At 62.7% G+C, this 20,895-nt stretch carries 9 protein-coding genes; 4 read left to right on the top strand and 5 right to left on the bottom strand.

What is annotated here, in order from left to right; all coding sequences use genetic code 11:
* Nucleotides 1-92: 92 nt before the first annotated feature.
* Nucleotides 93-896: a 2,5-didehydrogluconate reductase DkgB gene (dkgB, locus tag LOY26_RS17390; protein ID WP_186654992.1), complete on the bottom strand. Its 804-nt coding sequence runs from the start codon at nt 894-896 to the stop codon at nt 93-95.
* 238 nt (nt 897-1,134) lie between these two features.
* Between dkgB and LOY26_RS17385 the strand changes: the two genes are divergently transcribed.
* Complete coding sequence (locus tag LOY26_RS17385) at nt 1,135-5,184, top strand: leucine-rich repeat domain-containing protein (protein ID WP_258713930.1); 4,050 nt, start codon at nt 1,135-1,137, stop codon at nt 5,182-5,184.
* A 100-nt stretch (nt 5,185-5,284) separates the two neighbouring features.
* Entirely contained in the window at nt 5,285-10,522 is a 5,238-nt protein-coding gene (locus LOY26_RS17380; protein WP_258713929.1) for an NEL-type E3 ubiquitin ligase domain-containing protein, read from the top strand.
* Between the two features lie 72 nt (nt 10,523-10,594).
* Here LOY26_RS17380 and LOY26_RS17375 read toward each other — a convergent pair whose 3' ends face one another.
* Together LOY26_RS17375 and LOY26_RS17370 are read right to left on the bottom strand one after the other, a co-directional pair.
* Nucleotides 10,595-11,089 carry a DUF934 domain-containing protein gene (locus tag LOY26_RS17375; protein WP_033699021.1) on the bottom strand — a complete coding sequence of 165 codons (495 nt, stop codon included), beginning with the start codon at nt 11,087-11,089 and terminating at the stop codon, nt 10,595-10,597.
* The gene (locus LOY26_RS17370; RefSeq protein WP_047581084.1) at nt 11,073-12,725 is read right to left on the bottom strand and encodes a nitrite/sulfite reductase; all 1,653 of its coding nucleotides are present in this window, start codon (nt 12,723-12,725) and stop codon (nt 11,073-11,075) included. The genes LOY26_RS17375 and LOY26_RS17370 overlap by 17 nt, the downstream gene beginning before the upstream one ends.
* A 215-nt stretch (nt 12,726-12,940) precedes the next feature.
* Here LOY26_RS17370 and LOY26_RS17365 point away from each other — a divergent pair, with 215 nt between their 5' ends.
* A complete protein-coding gene (locus LOY26_RS17365; protein WP_033699017.1) occupies nt 12,941-14,017 on the top strand; it encodes an ABC transporter substrate-binding protein in 1,077 nt (358 codons plus the stop codon).
* A 297-nt stretch (nt 14,018-14,314) separates the two neighbouring features.
* Here the strand turns inward: LOY26_RS17365 and LOY26_RS17360 are convergent, their stop codons facing one another.
* Both LOY26_RS17360 and metH read right to left on the bottom strand, forming a co-directional pair.
* Nucleotides 14,315-14,533, bottom strand: coding sequence for a DUF2970 domain-containing protein (locus LOY26_RS17360; RefSeq protein ID WP_033699015.1), 219 nt, complete (start codon nt 14,531-14,533; stop codon nt 14,315-14,317).
* A gap of 107 nt (nt 14,534-14,640) precedes the next feature.
* A complete protein-coding gene (metH, locus tag LOY26_RS17355; RefSeq protein ID WP_186663177.1) occupies nt 14,641-18,348 on the bottom strand; it encodes a methionine synthase in 3,708 nt (1,235 codons plus the stop codon).
* Nucleotides 18,349-18,513: 165 nt separating this feature from the next.
* Here metH and LOY26_RS17350 point away from each other — a divergent pair, with 165 nt between their 5' ends.
* On the top strand, nt 18,514-20,814 hold the full coding sequence (locus tag LOY26_RS17350) for a fatty acid cis/trans isomerase (RefSeq protein ID WP_047581147.1): 2,301 nt from the start codon (nt 18,514-18,516) through the stop codon (nt 20,812-20,814).
* Nucleotides 20,815-20,895: the final 81 nt, after the last annotated feature.

Below are 20,895 nucleotides of genomic sequence, written 5' to 3'. Positions count from 1 at the left end.
TTTGACACTTCATAGTTGCGGGCTGCGGAACAATGCGCTGTACGGGGTAATATCGAGTTCTGGCACCGTAGCGCAACCCAGGTTCAGCCGGCTCAGTCCCAGTGCGGCGCCAGGCCGTCGGGGCTGACTTCGCGGCCATTGCGCTCGAGGGTGGCAATGCGCGCCATGTCGTCGGTATCCAGGTGCAGGTCACGGGCGAGCAGGTTGCTGGCCAGGTTTTCGCGCTTGGTGGAAGACGGGATTACCGCATAACCCAGTTGCAGGGCCCAGGCCAGCGCGACCTGCGCGACGGTGGCTTTGTGCTTGGCGGCGATTTCGGCCAGCAGCGGGTCCTTCAGGACCTTGCCATAGGCCAGGGTCATGTAGGAGGTGACGGTGATGCCCTGTTCCTTGAGGAAAGCGCTCAGCGCGCTGTTTTGCAGATAAGGGCTGAGCTCGATCTGGTTGGTGGCGATTTCGCCCTTGCCCACCACTTCGATGGCCTGGCGGGCCAGGTCGATGTTGAAGTTGGACACACCGATCTGGCGGGTCAGGCCCAGCGCCTTGGCCTCAGCCAGTGCAGTCATGTATTCGGGCAGCTCGATGCCATTGCCCGGTGCGGGCCAGTGGATCAGCAACAGGTCGACATAGTCGGTGCGCAGTTTGGCCAGGCTTTCGCGCAGGCTGGGGATCAGTTTGTCGGCTGCATAGTTGTCGACCCAGATCTTGGTGGTGATGAACAGCTCGCTGCGCGCCACGCCGCTTTCGGCAATGGCCTGGCCCACGTCGGCTTCGTTCTTGTAGATCTGTGCGGTGTCGATGGCGCGGTAGCCCAGTTGCAGTGCCGAGCTGACCGAGTCGATGACGGCTTGGCCGTTGAGGCGGAAGGTGCCCAGGCCGAAAGAGGGAATGCTCATGGAAGTGCTCCTGTTGAGTGAGACTGTTCGAGTGGGCAGCAGTGTGCGGGGTTCAGGTGAAATGATTAAGGCGGGTCTGGGCGAAGGTCATTTGACTTGTAGTCACGAATGGCGGGGGTGACCGTGATCAAGTCGCAGGCAATCCATCGATTGCCGCGCTGGTTGACTTAAGTAGTGCGGCTGCCCGGCGCACCGCTGTTTAGCTGCGGGCTGAACCTCCAACCGGAAAATGCCGCCCATGACCACGCCATCGCAGCAACTCAATCTCACCGACACCCTCATCGCCAGCCTATTACCCACCTGGCTCAGCACGGCCTCACTCGATCACCTGGGCAAATTGCGGACAAGCCTGCAGCACCAGCAGCGCACCCAGCACAGGCTGGCGACGCTGTTTTCCCGTGTAACCCCATTGGATGCCTTCGCCGAAGCGTTGCTTGACCAGGCATTGAGCGATCGACAGTTGCCTGGGCTTGATGTGCGGCAGGTCAAGTTGCGGCGCACCACCATCCTTCCTGGTTCGTCTACGGTACCTGGCGGGTTGGGCCAGTCGCAGACCGAGGTCAGCGAGGTGACGTTGCTGGTTGCTGCGCTGCACAACTTCGCCGAACAGGAAGCCGCGCCCGCAGGCTCGCTGCAGACCCAGGTGATCGTTGACGCTGAAGGCACGGTGCAGGCGCTTGACCCGCAAACCTACGTTGCGCTATGCCGAAGCGTGGATGTCGGGGGGCAGTACCAGGGGCATCTTGAATCCATACTGCTGGCGCCGGGCGTGCCGGGTACGCAGGTAGCCGCATTGCTCGAAGAAAGCGCCCGCGCCAACCTGGAGGCCGACGTGCGCCTGGCGGCAGCCAAAGGCGAGATCGATGAGCGCACGTACTTGCAATGCCTGCCGGTCATCGCGGAAGTTGCCGTGGTGGCGTCCGACCCAACCCGTTTGCTGCCCTTCGAGCTGCGCTTGCTGGGCAAGTTGATGCGCGGGATGGTGGCGTTCGAAGCGCGCCAGGAGGGGCTGCCGAGCGCACCGCTCGAGGGGGTGGTGCTGTGGGTGCCGGATGATGTTCATGGTGCGTTGCAACGCTATGATTGCTGGGATGACCTGTGGCAGGCCCTGGGCCAAAGGTGCCGGCAGGACGGCTATCCTGCCTTCATTCAGCGCTTCGTCAGCGAGCGCGACCGGTGCGCCTTCAGCCAGACACTGCAACGTTTGTTGCAGACCCATACCAACAGCCAGACAGTCCAGCTCGATGGCCGCAGCCAGGCGATCGAAGGGCAGCTGTTTCAGCATGTACGCCAGGTGCGTATCGATACGCTGCTTGACGATGCGTGCGTGCTGGCCACACCCACTGCCATGGCCAACCAGGCAGAGCGCGAGCGGCGCATGGGCGACTATGCCAGTGCAGGTCTTGACCTGTTGGGGCTGGCCAGCCTGTTCGTCCCCGTGCTTGGCCTGCCGTTGTTGGGTATCGCTGCGGTGCAGGCCAGCCATGAGGTTTATGAAGGGTATGCCGACTGGCAGCTAGGGGACCGGGAAGGCGCGCTGAATCACCTGTGGGGCGTTGCCGAAAACCTGGCCGCAGGGGTGGCATTGGCGTCGATCGGTTTGGTAGCAGGGCGCCTGATCGAACGGTCTGCCTACGTGGACGCATTGATGCCGGTGTTGACCGAAAACCATGGGTTGCGCCTGATCGATGCAGCTCTGCCAGGCTACGCGCTGCCAGATGGAAGGCTGGCCGTTGGCGAGCGGGCCGAGGTGGTGGGGCAGATGCGCTTGCGTACCCACCTGGCGACCTACCAGGTGGTCGAGGATGCTAAAGGGGCGGGCTTGCGCATCCGCCACCCCAGCAGGGCGCAGGCCTACTCGCCGTTGCTCGACGGCAATGGCGAGGGCGGTTGGCGCCATCAGTTGGAAACCCCACAGCATTGGCAGGGTTCTACGCAACTGATGCAACGCTTGAACAGTGCCTGGGCGGCGCTCGAGCCACTGACTGCCGAGCATGTCATGCGCATTACAGGCTTCGATGAAGCGCGTCTGCGCCGCTTGCACCTTGAGCATGCGCCAGCGCCTGCACGGTTGCAGGATGCTGTGCAGCGCTACCAGTTGCATGCACAGCATCCCGCGTTGCACGGTGACGCTTTCGAGCTGCACCTGAGTGGGCTGCAGGCCCCTGCAGAACCCGCCGAGCGGGTGTTGAGGCGCGACTTCCCCGGCCTGACGCCGCGTGGCGCGCGGGAGATTACCCAGCGTGCGGGGCCCGAAGTGATCGAAGCCATGAACAGCAGCCAACGCGTGCCGCTTGCCTTGGCCACCGAAGCACGCTGGCTGTTGCATGATTGCCGCTTGGATCGTGCCTGCGCAGGGTTCTATCAGGCGGCAGCGGTGAATGCTGACACCGAGCGGTTGGCGCTGGGCCTGATCGCAGAGGCGGCACCGTGGCCGCAAACCGTGCGGGTCGAGCTGCGCAGCGAGCGCCTGGACGGCGATCTGCTCGCCCAGTGCGGTGCACAGGATGCCAGCCAAGTGAGGTACATCGTCAGGCGTGGCCAGGGTTACCAGGCTCTGCATGAATCGGGGGCGCCACTGCCGTCGGCGAGCGAAAATGACAGCCTCTGCCAGGCGCTATGGTGGCACCTCGATGAGGCGCAGAAGCAGGTGCTTGGCGAGGGTGTAGCTACGGCTGAGCAGCTTGGCCATACCTTGGCCATTCGCGCTGGCGAACCACGGGAGCGCGCGGCAACGTTGCTTGGCATGGCGCCGGCAGAGGGGGCTGCACGCCCGCCAGTGCGCCTTGGCGATGGTCGACTGGGCTACCCGCTGAGTGGTGGCGATGCCTCGCGCCCACTGCGCGGTCAGGTATTCACCACGGCAGACCTGCGTGCCCGCCGGTCCATTCGCACTGGGCTGCACCAGTTGTTCACACACCGCTCGGCAAGGGATGTGATGTGGTTGGCGATGCAACTGGAGCAGAGGCCGGGCCGCACGGTCTGGACAGCGTTCAGTGACCTGGCCAGGCAGGTCGAGCGGCTAGACCTCAGCCTGCGTGGTTGGCGGGGGCAAGCCACACCGGAAAATTACCATCGCCGCCAGCGCGTCGGGCAACTGATTCGTGAGGCGTGGGAGCCTGATTTCTATGGACCCGGCGGTGTGGAGGAGTTGGTAGTACGCAATGAGCCAGTCGAGGGCCTGCCCCTGCTGCCAGCTGATATCCAGTTCGCGAACCTGCACCGACTGTGCTTGAGCAATCTCAGGTTGACCTCGCTGGAGGATGATTTCCTTGGCCGTTTCACCCAGTTGCGGAGCCTGCGATTGAGTGGCAACAAACTGACTGCGGTGCCTGGCTTGAGCGGCCTGCGCCGTTTGATCAGCCTGGACCTGCAGCACAACCGCTTGACCACCGTCGATGGGGTTCAGCATATGTCGTCGCTGACGCAACTGATCTTGAATGACAACGAGGTCAGTGAGGTGCCTGGGTTGGCAACGCTAACCAGACTCACCCGTCTGGATCTGCGGCGCAACCGGCTGACTGCGCTTGGGGGGGTGGAGGGCCTGACGCTGCTGACTCAGTTGGACCTGAGTGACAACCTGTTGACTGGCCTTCCCGATCAGATTCACAGCTTGATCCGGCTACAGTATCTGAACCTGAGCAATAACCAGTTCGCGTCGGTGCCAGCGGGTGTCGAGCGCATGGTCGGGTTGACCAAGTTGAACCTTGCCGGCAATCGCCTTGACCAACTGCCGGAGGCGTTAGGCGGGCTGAGCCGGTTGTTGCAGCTGCACGTGGCCGAGAACAGGCTAGTGAATGTCCCGGCGGCCATTGGTAACCTGACCAGCCTTAAAATCCTCAATTTGCGCGGCAACCAGCTCACCGCGATACCCGAGGGCCTGGAACGGCTGAGACAGCTGACCGAACTGTACCTGGGCGATAACCAGATCGTCATCGATGTCTCAGGCGGCCAACGCCTGGAAGCGTTCAGCGCGTTGCGAACCTTCACCTTGAATGGCAACCCGATCGGCATGATCCCGCCACTGCGTAACCTCGACCACCTGGCCCATCTGTCGCTGCGCTCGACAGGCCTGAGGGAATTTCCATTGGCTTTTCTGGAGCATCATCCGCAGCTGTATGTGGACCTTGCCGATAATCTGATCGTCGAATTGAGCGAGCGGGCCTTGATCTGGATTCGCCAGCACCCGAACCGGCTCAACATCAACAACAATCCCCTTGATGAGCAGGTGCTGGCACGTTGGCGTGCCGCGCGGGTGCAGTTCGACACGCTAAGCCAGCGCGGTTGATTCAAGGGCTGCCGCTGCCAGTGGGGCGGTTTGCAATAGTTACCGCCAGCCCCCCGCTTGGCAGTGGTGCAATCGCAGCTCTCGCCATAAGGAGCCTGTGATGCAGACCCCGCCATTTCCCGAAGCGTCAACAGATGCCTTGCTTGCCAGTCGCTTGCCTGCCTGGCTGACCGAGGCCCCACTCGATACCCTTTACGCGTTACACGAAAGCCAGCGCCGTCAACAGCAGGTACAACAGCTACTGCACGACCTGCTGGCGCAGATCGCACCGCTGGACGTGTTCGCCGCTCCATTGCTGCAACACGCACTGCAAGCGCAGCATCAGCTGACGCTCGATGTGCGTCAGGCCAGATTGCGACGCAGAACCTTGCAGCGCTTCCCCTCGCACATTGCGCACGTGCCAGATGGGGTCAAAGAACAGGTTTATGAACACAGCTTGCTGCAATCGGCCTTGCATAACTTCACCGAGGGCGAAACATTCGCCAGCGCAATCATGCAGGGGACCGCGGTGCTGGATGCAACCGGGCAGCCTTGTTCGCTTGCTCCCAAGGCATTCTTCAGGCTGTGCCGCTCGCTCGACCTCGGTGGCCAGTACCAGTCGTACCTCCAGGCGCACCTGACACCAGCAGGGGAGGCCGGTCGGCAACTCGAAGCACTGATCGAGGAGGGCTTGCGTGCAAACCTGGAGGCGGCGTTGCGGTTATCGCTGGCCAACGGGGAAATTGCGCAGCACGCTTATGAACATTGTGCTGCGCTGGTTGCGCTGTTTTCATCCGAGGCGTTTTCGGCTTCAGGGCTGCGGCCCATGCAACTGCGGGTATTCGGTCAGCGGGTACGCGGTGCGGTGGCGTTTGAAATCACTCATCAGGAGGCCACTGGTGAGGTATTCGAGGGGATATTGTGCTGGATCCCCGATGACCCTCAAGGCCCCTTGACCTGGTACCCGTCCTGGGATGCCTTGTACTTGACCCTGGGCAAGCAGTTTCGCTTGCCTGGGTACGTCGAGTTCTTTCAGCGGTTCATCGGTGCACGTGACCTGCAAGCCTACGTGCGCGCCCTGGATAACGCGCTGAAAGCCACCGACCGGGATGTGCCGGTCGAGCTTGACGGGCGTCATGAAGCAATCGAGCTGCCGCTGTTCGAGCATTTGCGCACGCAGCAGATCGACACCCTGCTGGACAACGCCAAGGTGCACGGCGTGCCCACTGCAGAAGTGGATGCGCAGGTACGCGACAGGCGCCTGCATTTCTACCTGAGTTTTGCCCTTGATGCGTTGGGCCTGGCAAGTTTCGCGCTGCCCGTGCTGGCTTTGCCGTTGCTGGGCATCACTGCGCTGCAGGTGGCGGATGAGGTCTACGAGGGTTATGCCGATTGGCAACTGGGGGACCGCCAGGGCGCTCTGGAACATGTGTATGCGGTTGCAGAAACCGTGGCCATGACCGCTGTGAATGCTGGTGCAGGCGCAGCATCGCACCGGCTGGCGCGTAACGTACGGGTCGAAACGTTGGTGCCGGTGCATGCGGTTGATGGCACGGTGAAGTTGTGCGACCTCGACTTGCCAGGGTATGCCGTTCAACACCAAGGCACCGTCGGCACGGTGGTCACGGTGCAAGGCGCAGAAGTGGTGCGTACCCCCCTGGCCAGCCATGTGACCTCAGCAGACGGCGAAACCCAGCAGCGCCGTATCCGGCACCCCACGCGCAGCAATGCCTACGCACCGTTGCTTGAAGGCAACGATGCCGGTGGCTGGCAGCATGAACTTGAGACCCCACATGAATGGCACGGCAGTGTTCAGCTGTTCAAGGACCTCGCTGCAGATTGGGCGAACCTCGACGAGCAGGCCATACATAACGTGATGCGGGCCACAGGGCTCAATGAAGACCTGTTGCGCCGATTGCATGTGGAACACGCCTCGCCCCCGGCCCGCGTGTTGGATGCGCTGCAGCGGCAACAGTTGCACACGCAGTTGCCAGGGCTGCAAGGCGAGGGCTTCGAGCTGCAGTTGCTGGCGCAGCAGCCCTGGCCGTCCGAGGCCGAAACCCTGCTGCGTCGGGATTTCCCCGGGTTGTCGGTGCTGGGCGCGCGGGAGATCATCGCACACGCTGGTGAAGACCTGGTCGAGCAGTTGCAGGCACACCAGCGTGTACCGCTGGCCTTGGCCGAGCACGCGCGCTGGTACTTGCGCGATACGCGCCTGGACCGCGCTTGCGCGGGGCTGCTGCAAGCCGCAGCGATCAATCGTGATACCGAGCAACTGGCGCTGGGCCTGATCGCTGACCGTGCTCCTTGGCGCGGCGTGCGTATCGAGGTGCGCGGCGATACGCACTTGGGCGCACGGTCTGCCTGGGCCGGTGCGCAAGAGGCTAGTGAAGTCCGTAGCGTAGTCAGAACTGCCCATGGCTATCAGGCGTTGGATGCGCATGGTATCCCACTGCCATCGGCAACGGCCGAAGACTCTTTGTTCCAGGCCCTGTTGCTGCAACTTGACCCTTGGCAGAAGCGGGCTTTGGGTAACGCTGGCGACTCACCTGAGGCGCTGGCTGAGGCGCTGTCGCTGTGGGCCGGTGAGCAGCGCGATCATGCCGCAGCGCTGTTGGGCATGGCGCCGATCGGACGTGGTTTCAGGCCACCGGTACGGCTCGGCGATGGTCGCCTGGGCTACCCGCTGAGCGGGCGTGGCGAGAGCAGCGATCGTGCGTTGCGGCGCGGTATCCAACGGCTGTTCCCCGACATTGACTCAAGTACGATGGCACGCTTCGCGCAAGACGCCCGCGCGCTTGGGCTGACCCCTTGGAACTACTACCTGCGCCTGTGTGAAGAGCTGCGTGCCCTGGATCAGGCATTGGGCCTGTGGCGGCGACAATCGTCCGGGCCGATCCAGTTGCTCAGACGGGTGCGTATGGCACGGCGGATTCGTCATGCCTGGCAACGACGCGTGCACGATGTTGAAGGGCATCCAGCACTGACGTTGGAAGGCACGCGCCTGGGCACCCTGCCGGAACTGCCAGAAACGGTGCGTTTTGATCATGTGACCACGCTTACCCTGCGTAGCCTGGATCTGACAACTGTCGACTCGGCTTTTCTCGCCCGCTTTCCCAATGTGCATCGTCTGGATTTGTCGTCTAACCGGTTGGCATCGATACCCGAAACTGCCGCATTGACGCAGCTTCGGCAGATTGATCTGCGCGACAACCTCATCGTTCACATCAGCGAAGCGCAGGCGAACGCGCTGCGCGCCAACCCCGAACGGGTGCATTTGCTGGGTAATCCGCTATCGGCAGTAGCACGCGAGCGGCTGGCGCTGGGGGCGCCTGCAGTACCACTCGAGCAGGGCGCAGGAAGCAGTGAGCGCTGGTTCGAAGGGGTGAGCGAGCACGAAGCGGCACTGCATCGCAGCCAGTGGCGGGCGCTAGAGCATGAGGCTGGCAGCGGCGGGTTCTTCGCATTTCTCGATGCGTTGCTGGCTAGCGAGAAGTTTGCGCTTGAACCCGCAGAGATGCGGCGTCGGGTAGGCGAGTTGATAAGCGCCATGTACCACCATGCTCACATTCGACAGGCAATTTTCCTGCAAGCGGCTGTGCCTCGCAGCAGCGTCGACCTTGATGCCCTCATCATCAGGTTGCAGGTTGCATTGCGTACCGATGGGGTGCACGGCCGGCGTATCGAGCGTGAGCTGCGTAGCCTTGGGCGTGAACTGTTCAGGCTCGATCAGGTGAACCGCTTTGCTGCACGTCATATGGACGGCCTGCGTCTGCGCGCCGTGTCATTCAACCCGAGTGAGATCTACCTGGCATTTCGGGCACAGCTCGCAGAGCAGTTGGGCATTTATGGCCAGCCGACGTACTTGAGTTTCAGGCACATCGAGCATGTGACGCCAGATGATCTTGTCGGGGCCGAAGCAGCTGTGTACGAGGCCGAGACGTCCGAGGCGCTCAGCCAGTTCCTGGCGCAGCAGGCGTTCTGGGAAGATCACGTTCGGGTTGCTTACGACGATCAGTTTGCCGTCATCCGTCAGGCCTACGCTGAACGACAAGCCGCACTTGCCGCAGACCAAGGCCACGATCAGGGGGCGCCAGAAGCGTTGGCGCGCATCACCGAACAGCGCCGGGAGGAGGAGCAGGCACTGACGCTGACACTGGCCCGCGGCAGTTACTGGACATGGTATCGGCTCCACCCTCCCCAGGGGCCTGGCACCCGGGCGTTTGCGCACCTGTCGAGGCGGCTTGAAACAAGCCTGGCGCTATGGCGCGGTTTGCCGGGCGAGCCAGAGCATGCAGCGCGGTCCCATGTCGCGGATGTACTGCGCACGTTCTGGCAGTCGAATTATCGCGAAGACGGGCCGTCCCTGGGCACAACCCGCACGGGAATGACCATCAGTTCTTTGCCAGTGCTGCCCGGCGGCATCATGTTCGACCGGCTACGAGGCTTGTCTCTGGGCAATCATCAGCTTTCGACCATCGAGCCTGATTTCCTGCGTCATTTCCCCAATCTGGAGGTCTTGCAGCTGTCTGGCAACCGACTGACCGAGCTTGGCGGGCTGGAACACCTGCCGCAGTTGCGCAGCTTGGACCTTGGCGGAAATCTGCTTGAGACGGTGACAGGGTTGCAGCACCTGACCCTCCTGACCGATCTGGACCTCAGTGGCAACCACCTGGAGCAACTGCCGGCCGGAGTCGAGCAGTTGGCCCAATTGGCCAGCCTGGACCTTTCGTTCAATCGGCTCAACGTACTCGATGAGCGCATCGGGCAGTTGGCAAGTCTTGAGAACCTGCAGTTGAGCGGTAACCTGCTGAGCAGTGTGCCCAGCAGCCTTGGCAACCTTGCCCAACTGAATATTCTCAACCTTGGCGCGAACCGCTTTGCCACTGTCCCGGAGCATTTGAATCATCTGGGCAGGCTGACCCAGCTGTACCTGCACGACAATGTGATAACCCTCGATGCAGCAAGCCAGTTGCGCCTGGAGTGGTTCTCCCGGTTGGAAGTCCTGGACTTTGATGGAAACCCGTTGGGTGTGGCCCCTCAGTTGCGCTACAACGTTCACCTGCAGTACGTGTCGTTGCGTGCAACGGGCTTGCGCAGTGTTCCGCTGGCGTTGATGCAGCGCTACCCGGACCTGGTCGTGGACCTGCGTGGTAACCGCATTGCGACGCTTGGCGAGGACGCGTTGAACTGGATCGAAGCCCACCCGGAAACGATCAATCTCGAACACAATCAGCTGAACGAAGAGGTCATGCAGCGAATACGCGAGGCGCTGGCACGGGTGCAGGCCGAATGGGCCAGGGCGCTAGAGCAGCAGCAAGCCACTGCGAGCAGGAAACCCCGGGGCCGCAGAGGCTGAAAAGCGGTGTTGCGTGGGTTGCGGTAGAAGAAAGGGTACGGCCCGCCGGGTGGTGGGCCGTACTTGCAGCGGTCAGCGGCGGCGGAACAGCGGCAGCGGTTGATCGGTGGCGCCCTGATAGGTCACCGAGAAGTCTTTCAGACCTTCCAGTGCATCTTCCGGGTCCTTGTCGGCACGGATGGCAAACGCATCGAAACCGCAACGGGCCATGAAAAACAGCTGGTCGCGCAGAACGTCGCCGATGGCGCGCAGCTCGCCTTTGAACTGGTAGCGGTCACGCAGCAGGCGCGCGTTGGAGTAGTTGCGCCCATCAGTGAAGGCCGGGAAGTTCAGGGCGATGACCTGGAAGTGCTGCACGTCCTCGCCGATCTCTTCCGCTTCCTCGTCGCTGTCCAGCCACACGCCCAGGCCGCCGTCGCGGGCCTTGAGCACGTGGGCATGGTCACGCCACAGTTGCAGCGGGACGATGTAATCGTCGCAGTTGCTCAGCTCGTCGAGGGTGGTTTCCTTGGGCAGCAGGTGCCAGGTTTCGTCGACGATCTGGTTGTTCTTAATGATTCGCTGCATAGACGCGTTCCTTGAAGGGGTCGATGCCGATACGCTGGTAGGTGTCGATGAAGCGCTCTTCCTCGGTACGTTGTTCGACGTACACGGCGATCAGCTTTTCAATCACGTCGGCCATGGCGTCCTGGGCGAAGGATGGGCCGAGGATCTTGCCCAGGCTCGCGTCACGCGCAGCGTTGCCGCCCAGGGACACCTGGTAGAACTCCTCGCCTTTCTTGTCCACGCCGAGGATGCCGATGTGGCCCACGTGGTGGTGGCCGCAGGCGTTCATGCAGCCAGAGATGTTGAGGTCGATCTCGCCGATGTCGAACAGGTAGTCCAGGTCGTCGAAACGGCGCTGGATGGATTCGGCGATCGGGATCGACTTGGCGTTGGCCAGCGAGCAGTAGTCACCCCCCGGGCAGCAGATGATGTCGGTCAACAGGCCGATGTTCGGCGTGGCGAAGCCACCTTCACGCAGCTCCTGCCACAGGGCGTGCAGCTGGCGCTGCTCGACGTCGGCGAGGATGATGTTCTGCTCGTGCGAGGTGCGCAGGAAGCCAAAGCTGTAGCGCTCGGCGAGGTCCGCCACGGCGTCCAGCTGCTTGTCGGTCAGGTCGCCAGGGGCAACGCCGGTGGGCTTCAGCGACAAGGTCACGGCCACGTAGCCAGGGCGCTTGTGGGCGCGGGTGTTGCGCGAGCGCCAGCGAGCGAAACCTGGGTATTCGGCGTCCAGGGCACTGTAATCGACGTTGTCGAGGGCCAGGTAGTCCGGGTCGACGAAGTGGCGCGACACGCGCTGGACTTCATCTTCGGTCAGGGTGCTGCTGCCGCCACGCAGGTGGACCATTTCGGCCTCGACCTTTTCGGCGAACACTTCAGGCGTCAGCGCCTTGACCAGAATCTTGATCCGCGCCTTGTACTTGTTGTCACGGCGACCGTAACGGTTGTACACGCGCAGGATGGCGTCCAGGTAGCTGATCAGGTCCTGCCAGGGCAGGAACTCGTTGATGAACGAGCCGACCACCGGGGTACGGCCCAGGCCGCCGCCCACCAGCACGCGGAAGCCAAGCTCGCCGGCTTCGTTGCGCACCGGCTCCAGGCCGATATCGTGCACTTCGATGGCAGCGCGGTCTTCCTTCGAGCCGTTGATGGCAATCTTGAACTTGCGCGGCAGGTAGGCGAATTCCGGGTGGAAGGTGGTCCACTGACGGACGATCTCGCACCACGGGCGCGGGTCGATCAGCTCATCTGCGGCGACACCGGCGAACTGGTCGGTGGTGGTGTTGCGCAGGCAGTTGCCGCTGGTCTGGATCGCGTGCATCTGCACGGTGGCCAGCTCGGCAAGGATGTCCGGGATGTCTTCCAGCGCCGGCCAGTTGTACTGCACGTTCTGGCGGGTGGAAATGTGGGCGTAGCCCTTGTCGTAGTCGCGAGCGATCTTGGCCAGTGTGCGGACCTGGCGGGCGTTCAGCTGGCCATAAGGCACGGCGACGCGCAGCATCGGCGCGAAACGTTGGATATACAGGCCGTTCTGCAGGCGCAGAGGGCGGAATTCTTCTTCGCTCAGCTCACCGGCCAGGTAGCGGCGGGTCTGATCACGGAACTGCTTGACGCGGTCCTCGATGATCCGCTGATCGTACTCGTCGTATACGTACATAAAAGTCCTGTCTCAGGCTGCATGCAGCTATTCGCGCGCACGGCCGCGCACTCCGGTTCGGAGCTGGGAAACGATATCAGAGTGTGTTTATGCGCTAAAGTGATGTTTTTGCATATGAAAAGAACCAAACGAACTAAGTGAGACTGACTGGCATTTGTTCGTCAACGCGGGTCGTAGGTTTATACTCGCGGGTTTGTTGCAAGGGGTGTAACCGCATGCTCAAGGCGCTGTGCCAAAGCTTGTGCCTGAGCCTGCCGTTGGCAGCCAATGCGCAGGCTGCTTCAGTCGTGTTCCTTAACCCGGGCCTTTCGAACGAGACATTCTGGGTTGGCTATTCGCGCTTCATGCAGGCGGCGGCCGACGACCTGGGCCTGACGCTGCGGGTGGAATACAGCGAACGCAGCGCCGAACGTGCGCTGAACCAGGCACGGGCGCTGCTCAAAGGCCCGCAGCGCCCGGACTACCTGGTGCTGGTCAACGAGCAGTACGTGGCGCCGGAAATCATCCGGCTGTCCCAGGGCACCGGGGTCAAGCTGTTTCTGGTCAATAACGGCCTGACCGCCAGCCAGGCGCAGAGCATCGAGGCCCAGCCCGAGAAGTATGCCCAGGTACTGGGCACGTTGATCACCAACGACGAGCAAGCCGGTTACCAGATGCTGCACGAGATGGTCGCCCTGCTGCCGCCGAGCAACGAGCCGGTGGACCTCGTGGCGTTTGCCGGGGTCAAGACCACCCCCGCCTCGCAGTTGCGTGAAGCGGGCATGCGCCGCGCCTTGGCCGACTTCCCCCAGGTGCGCTTGCGCCAGGTGGTGTATGGCGGCTGGAACCGGCAGCGTGCATTCGAGCAGGCGCAACTGCTGTTGCAGCGCTACCCGGGCACACGCCTGGTGTGGTCGGCCAACGACGAGATGGCCTTCGGCGCCATGCAGGCGTTCGAGGCTGCCGGGCGAATACCGGGGCGGGATGCGGTATTCAGCGCCGTCAACAGCTCGCCGCAAGCGCTGCGTGCGCGCATCGACGGGCGTCTGGGCGTGCTCATGGGCGGGCATTTCACCTTGGGTGGTTGGGCCATGGTCATGCTCAATGACGATGCGCAGGGGCTGCCGATCAATCGGGACGGGCGGCGTGAGCACAGTGTGCCGGTGCTGCAGTCGATTGACCCGGACAAGGCCCGACGCTGGCTCAAGCTGCTCGGACGTGACGACTACGGCGTCGACTTTCGACGCTACAGCGCTGAAGGCCGTCCATCCGATTTTCAGTACCCCTTCCTGACATCCCCTGTGGACTATTGATCTGCCTGGCTGCGACTGGCGAAAAACCCTGCTTGAGGGAAGGGCATTGCTCGTCTTTACTGCTTTGGGTGAAGTGCATTCCCATAACCACTACAAGAGGCAATGCAATGGGAAACTCAACCAAGGTCCGCAAAGCTGACAGCAGTGTCGATGCCTGGGCGATTCTGTGCTTGATCGTGCTGGTGGTCGTTACCGCCGTGTATTGGGTCAGCCACCAGTAGACTTCCCGTCAGACCGTGATGCAGCCTGAGCGCCTGCGGGGTGGATGCCCGCAGGCGTTTTCATTCAGGCTGAACGTCAGCGTGCCGTCAGGTGCATGGCCAGTTGCACCAACCCGATCAGCAGCAGAATGAACAGCAGGGTGAACACCGTGCCCATGGCAATGAAGTGGCTGGCCTTGCCGTGGGTGAAGTCGCGCGCGCGGTTCTTGCCGCTTTGCACGCCGAAGGCGGCGGCGAGGATGCTGTGCAGCATTTGCCAGAAGGTGGGGGGCTTGCCTTGGCTTGAGTCGTCCATGGTGGCTCCTGGGTTTCGGAGGCAATCAGGGACAGTGTAGGCAATGCCAGGGTAGTTGGCTTTGCTGGCCCTTTCGCGGTTGAACCCGCGAAAGGGCCAGCAGAGTCTTAGTTGTCGTACCCGAGGTTAGGTGCCAACCAACGCTCGCTCACGCTCACTTCCTGGCCCTTGCGCGCGCTGTAGCGCTCGATCTGGTCCTTGTCTACCTTGCCCACGGCAAAGTACTGCGCCTGTGGGTGGGCAAAATACCAGCCACTGACCGCCGCCGCCGGGAACATCGCGAAGTGTTCGGTCAGGAACACGCCGCTTGCGCCGGTCTCGCCAATGGCCGTGCCATCGAGCAGGCGGAACAAGGTTTCTTTCTCGGTGTGGTCCGGGCAGGCCGGGTAGCCTGGGGCAGGGCGGATGCCGCTGTACTGCTCCTTGATCAACGCCTCGTTGTCCAGGTGTTCGTCACGGGCGTAACCCCAGTGCTCTTTACGCACCTGTTCGTGCAGCCACTCGGCGCAGGCTTCGGCCAGGCGGTCGGCCAAGGCCTTGACCATGATCGAGCTGTAGTCGTCGCCCTTGTCCTGATACGCCTTGGCCACTTCCTCGGCGCCGATGCCGGCGGTGGTGATGAAGCCGCCGACGTAGTCGGTGACACCGCTGCCCTTCGGCGCGACGAAGTCGGCCAACGACCAGTTCGGCTTGCCGTCGGGCTTGATGGTCTGCTGGCGTAGGTGGTGCAGGGTCGCCAGCGGCTGGCCGTCGTCGCCATACACCTCGATATCGTCATCGGCGACCTGATTGGCCGGCCAGAAGCCGAACACTGCGCGGGCACTGATCAGCTTCTCGTCGATCAACTTGTCGAGCATCTCGCGGGCATCTTTGTACAGCGCTGTGGCCGCTTCGCCGACCACTTCGTCGGTGAGGATGCGCGGGAACTTGCCGGCCAGGTCCCAGGAGATGAAGAAGGGGGTCCAGTCGATGTACTCGGCCAGGGTCCGCAGGTCGATGTCCTGCAGCACCTTGACGCCGGTGAAGGAGGGCACTGCGGGCTGGTAGCCGGCCCAGTCGTATTGCGGCTTGGCGGCAATCGCCTTGGCGTAGCTCAGGCGCTCGGTACGGGCACTGCGGTTGGCCGTGCGCTCGCGGACATCGACGTAGTCCAGGCGGGTCTTTTCGACGAAGCCGGGTTTGAGCTCCTTGGACAGCAGCTGGGTCGCTACGCCGACGGCGCGCGAAGCGTCGGTGACGTAGATCACCGCGTCGTTGCTGTACTTGGGCTCGATCTTCACGGCCGTGTGCGCCTTGGACGTGGTTGCACCACCGATCATCAGCGGCAGGTTGAAGCCCTGGCGCTGCATTTCGCGGGCAACGTGGACCATCTCGTCCAGCGACGGGGTAATCAGGCCGGACAGGCCGATGATGTCGCATTTCTCGTCGCGTGCGGTTTGCAGAATCTTCTCTGCCGGCACCATCACGCCGAGGTCGACGATGTCGTAACCGTTACAGCCCAGGACCACGCCGACGATGTTCTTGCCGATGTCGTGCACGTCGCCCTTGACCGTGGCCATCAAGATTTTGCCCTTGGCCTCGGGCTTGTCGCCTTTTTCGGCTTCGATGAACGGGATCAGGTGGGCTACGGCCTGCTTCATCACGCGTGCCGACTTGACCACCTGGGGCAGGAACATCTTGCCGGCACCGAACAGGTCGCCGACCACGTTCATGCCGCTCATCAGCGGGCCTTCGATGACCTCGATGGGCCGCGCGCATTGCTGGCGGCATTCTTCGGTGTCTTCGACGATGTGCGCAGTGATGCCTTTGACCAGGGCGTGTTCCAGGCGCTTGCCCACCGGCAGTGAGCGCCAGGCCTCGTTCTCGACTTCCTTGGTGGCGCCGCCGCCTTTGTAGTCGTCGGCAATGGCCAGCAGTGCATCGGTGCCTTCCGGGGTGCGGTTGAGCACCACGTCCTCGACCTTGTTGCGCAGGTCGGCCGGGATCTCGTCGTAGATCTCCAACTGGCCGGCGTTGACGATACCCATGGTCAGGCCGTTGCGGATGGCGTGGAACAGGAACACCGAGTGGATCGCTTCACGCACCGGGTTGTTGCCGCGGAACGAGAACGACACGTTGGACACCCCGCCCGAGCTCAGCGCGTGCGGCAGGTGGTCACGGATGTAGGCGCAGGCTTCGATGAAGTCGACGGCATAGTTGTTGTGCTCTTCGATGCCGGTGGCGACGGCGAAGATGTTCGGGTCGAAGATGATGTCTTCCGGCGGGAAGCCCACTTCGTTGACCAGGATGTCGTAGCTGCGCTTGCAGATTTCTTTCTTGCGCGCGGCGGTGTCGGCCTGGCCGACCTCGTCGAAGGCCATCACCACCACGGCGGCGCCGTAGCGTTTGCACAGGCGGGCGTGGTGCTTGAACTGCTCGACGCCTTCTTTCATGGAGATCGAGTTGACGATGCCCTTGCCTTGGATGCACTTCAGGCCCGCCTCGATCACTTCCCATTTGGAGGAGTCGATCATGATCGGTACCCGGGAGATATCCGGCTCACCCGCGATCATGTTGAGGAAGCGGACCATGGCGGCCTGGGAGTCGAGCATCCCTTCGTCCATGTTGATATCGATCACCTGGGCGCCGGCCTCGACCTGCTGCAGGGCCACTTCCAGGGCTTCGGTGTAGTTCTCTTCACGGATCAGCCGGGCGAACTTGGCCGAGCCGGTGATGTTGGTGCGCTCGCCAACGTTGACGAACAGCGACTCACGATCGATGGTGAACGGTTCCAGGCCCGACAGGCGGCAGGCCTTGGCGATTTCCGGGATCTCGCGAGGTTTGTACTTGGCCACGGCTTCGGCGATGGCCTGGATGTGGCCCGGGGTGGTGCCGCAGCAGCCGCCGATGATGTTGAGGAAGCCGCTGGCGGCGAACTCCTCAACCACTGCGGCCATCTCGGCCGGGGTTTCGTCGTACTCGCCGAAGGCGTTGGGCAGGCCGGCGTTGGGGTGCGCCGAGACATGGGTGTCGGCCTTGGTCGACAACTCTTCCAGGTACGGGCGCAGGTCCTTGGCGCCCAGGGCGCAGTTCAGGCCCACGGAAATCGGCTTGGCATGGCGCACCGAGTTCCAGAAGGCTTCGGTGGTCTGCCCGGACAAGGTCCGGCCGGAGGCGTCGGTGATGGTGCCGGAGATCATGATCGGCAATTCGACCTGGTCATCCTCGAACACCTGCTGCACGGCGAAGATCGCCGCCTTGGCGTTCAGGGTATCGAAAATGGTTTCGATCAGGATCAGGTCGGCACCGCCCTCGATCAGGCCGCGGGTGGCCTCGACGTAGTTTTCCACCAGCTCGTCGAAGGTGACGTTGCGGTAGCTGGGGTCGTTGACGTCCGGGGAAATCGAGCAGGTGCGGCTGGTCGGGCCAAGCACGCCGGCGACGAAGCGCGGTTTGTCGGGCGTCTCCAGGGTCTTGGCATCGGCGACCTGGCGGGCGATGCGCGCGCCTTCGACGTTCAGCTCGTAAACCAGCGACTCCATGGCGTAGTCGGCCTGGGAAATCTGCGTGGCGTTGAAGGTGTTGGTTTCGAGAATATCGGCGCCAGCATCCAGGTAGGCTTTTTCGATGGCGGCGATGACATCGGGGCGGCTGAGCAGCAACAGATCGTTGTTACCCTTTACATCGCTTGGCCAATCGGCAAAGCGCGTGCCACGATAGTCGTGTTCCTCGAGGCGATAACTTTGGATCATAGTACCCATGCCGCCGTCGAGGATCAGGATGCGCTCTTTGAGTGCGTGCTGGAGTGCTTGGAGACGAGCGCTGCGGTCGGACATAGGAACTACCTGGTCGGGCGATATCAGAAGGTGCCGAATCATAACAAAGCTGCGCGGTTTTTAGGCGCATCGCCCATTTGCATGAATTTTGCTCATGTTGGCGCACAAGCACCCAGGCGCGACCAGGCAATCGTGATGGCTTTCAGGAACCAGGACTTTTCGCACATGCTGCAACGTATTCTTGCCGGCGTCTTCGCCTTGCTCATCAGCGGCGTGGCGTTCGGGCAAGCCCCCCAGTCGAGTCCGGCCATTTCCTACACCCGGGACATTCAGCCGATCTTCACCGAGAAATGCGTGGCCTGCCACGCTTGTAACGATGCGGCCTGCCAGCTCAAGCTGGAAAGCCCCGAAGGGGCCGTGCGCGGGGCCACCAAGGTACCGGTGTACCAGGGCGACCGAAGCAAGGCGGTGCCCACCACGCGGCTGTTCTACGACGCCCACAGCGAGGGCGAGTGGCGCAAGAAGGGCTTCTACTCGGTGCTCGACAGCCAGGGCAGCCAGGCGGCGCTGATGGCGCGCATGCTCGAACTTGGGCACAAGACACCGCTCACGCCCAATGCCAAGTTGCCCGAGGACATCGTCCTGGGGATTAGCCGCAACAACATGTGCCCGTTGCCCCATGAGTTCGACGCCTACGCCGGCGCGCACCCCAGGGAAGGCATGCCGCTGGCGGTCACCGGCCTGACCGACCAGGAGTACAGCACGCTGCAACGCTGGCTGGCCACGGGGGCGCCGGTAGAGTACCAGCCGGTCCAGCCGAACCCGGCCGAGGCCAGGCAGATTGCCGACTGGGAAGAGCTGCTCAACCGCCCGGGCTCCACCGAAGCCCTGGTCGGGCGTTGGCTGTACGAGCACCTGTTCCTTGCGCACATCTACTTCGTTGGCGGGGAGCAGGGCCACTTCTTCCAATGGGTGCGTTCGCGCACGCCCAGCGGCCAGCCGGTCGACCTGATCGCTACCCGTCGCCCCAACGATCCACCGGGCACCGACTTCTATTACCGGCTGATTCCGGTGCAAGGCGTGATCGTGCACAAGACGCACATCACCTACCCAATGGGCCCACAAAAGCTCAAGCGGGTGAAGCAACTGTTTTACGCCGGTGACTGGCACGCTGCGGCGCTGCCCGGCTATGGCCCGCGTCATCGGGCCAACCCGTTCGAGACCTTCGAGGCGATCCCGGCGGTGGCGCGCTACCAGTTCATGCTGGACAACGCCGAGTACTTCGTGCGCACCTTCATCCGCGGCCCGGTGTGCCGTGGGCAGATTGCGACCGACGTGATTCGCGACAACTTCTGGGCGCTGTTCCAGGAGCCGGCCCATGATCGCTACATCACCGATGCCCAGTACCGCGGCGCCGCCACCCCGTTGCTGGCCATGCCGGGGCAGATCGATGACGTGGGCAGTGTGCTGAGCCTCTGGCACGCCTACCGCGACAAGCGCAACGAGTACGAAAAACTGCGCCGCGAAGCCTATGCCGAAATGCCGGCGCCGGGCTGGTCGACGTTGTGGGCGGGTAACGACAATGCGCTGCTGAGCATTTTCCGCCACTTCGACAGCGCCTCGGTGAGCAAAGGCCTGGTCGGCGATGTGCCGCTCACGGTGTGGCTGTTCGACTACCCGTTGCTGGAGCGCACCTATTACCAGTTGGCGGTCAACTTCGATGTGTTCGGCAACGTCTCGCACCAGTTGCAGACACGCCTGTACTTCGACCTGATCCGCAACGGTGCCGAGGTCAATTTCTTGCGCCTGATGCCGGCCGATCAGCGCGGTGCGATCCTCAGCGACTGGTACCAGACCAGCGGCAAAGTGAAGATGTGGCTCGACTATGAAGACATCGACACCGATACCCCGAGCGGCATCAAGCTCGACCCTGGCAACCCCAAGCGCGACTTCGGCCTCAAGCTGTTGCAGCGCACCGGCAGCCTGAATGCGGCGCCCGACCCGATCAACCGTTGCCAGGGTGCCTACTGCTCACGGCCGCAAATGAGCGAAGAGTTCCGCAATGCCGAGCAGTCGCTCAGCCGCCTGGTGTCGCGCCCGGCGGCGGGGCTCAAGGTCATCAACCAGCTGCCTGAGGCAAGCATGCTGCGCATCGAAGGGCAGGGCGGTCAGCGCCAGGTGTACAGCCTGCTGCGCAACCGTGCGCACAGCAACGTCGCCTTCCTGCTGGGCGAGGCTTCCCGCTATCAGCCAGGGCTGGACACACTGACCTTGTACCCGGGCGTACTCAGCAGCTACCCGAATTTCATCTTCAACATACCGACCCAGGATGTGCCGGAATTTGTCGAAGACATGGAGTATGCGCGTGATGACCCGAGCAAGTTCGAGCGCATCGTCATGCGCTGGGGCGTGCGCCGTAGCCATCCGCAGTTCTGGCAGTACTTCCATGACCTGAACAGCTACATCAAGGAGACCCAGCCGGTGGAAGCGGGTGTGCTGGACATGAACCGCTACGAGAACCTCTGATCGGTTGGCCTGACCTTTCCGGGGTAGCTGCGGTCGGAAACGGTGGGTGGTCCTGATCGACTGCAGGGGGGGCTGCTGGGC

Source organism: Pseudomonas sp. B21-047 (assembly GCF_024748775.1).
GTDB classification, from domain to species: domain Bacteria; phylum Pseudomonadota; class Gammaproteobacteria; order Pseudomonadales; family Pseudomonadaceae; genus Aquipseudomonas; species Aquipseudomonas capeferrum.
Note: the sequence above shows the minus strand (reverse complement) of the source record. Positions and strands in the feature narration are given on the sequence as shown.

Bases quoted from the DNA above. Each gene is read 5' to 3' on its own strand.
- dkgB (WP_186654992.1), bottom strand. From the start codon at position 896: ATGAGCATTCCCTCTTTCGGCCTGGGCACCTTCCGCCTCAACGGCCAA.
- LOY26_RS17385 (WP_258713930.1), top strand. From the start codon at position 1,135: ATGACCACGCCATCGCAGCAACTCAATCTCACCGACACCCTCATCGCC.
- LOY26_RS17380 (WP_258713929.1), top strand. From the start codon at position 5,285: ATGCAGACCCCGCCATTTCCCGAAGCGTCAACAGATGCCTTGCTTGCC.
- LOY26_RS17375 (WP_033699021.1), bottom strand. From the start codon at position 11,089: ATGCAGCGAATCATTAAGAACAACCAGATCGTCGACGAAACCTGGCAC.
- LOY26_RS17370 (WP_047581084.1), bottom strand. From the start codon at position 12,725: ATGTACGTATACGACGAGTACGATCAGCGGATCATCGAGGACCGCGTC.
- LOY26_RS17365 (WP_033699017.1), top strand. From the start codon at position 12,941: ATGCTCAAGGCGCTGTGCCAAAGCTTGTGCCTGAGCCTGCCGTTGGCA.
- LOY26_RS17360 (WP_033699015.1), bottom strand. From the start codon at position 14,533: ATGGACGACTCAAGCCAAGGCAAGCCCCCCACCTTCTGGCAAATGCTG.
- metH (WP_186663177.1), bottom strand. From the start codon at position 18,348: ATGTCCGACCGCAGCGCTCGTCTCCAAGCACTCCAGCACGCACTCAAA.
- LOY26_RS17350 (WP_047581147.1), top strand. From the start codon at position 18,514: ATGCTGCAACGTATTCTTGCCGGCGTCTTCGCCTTGCTCATCAGCGGC.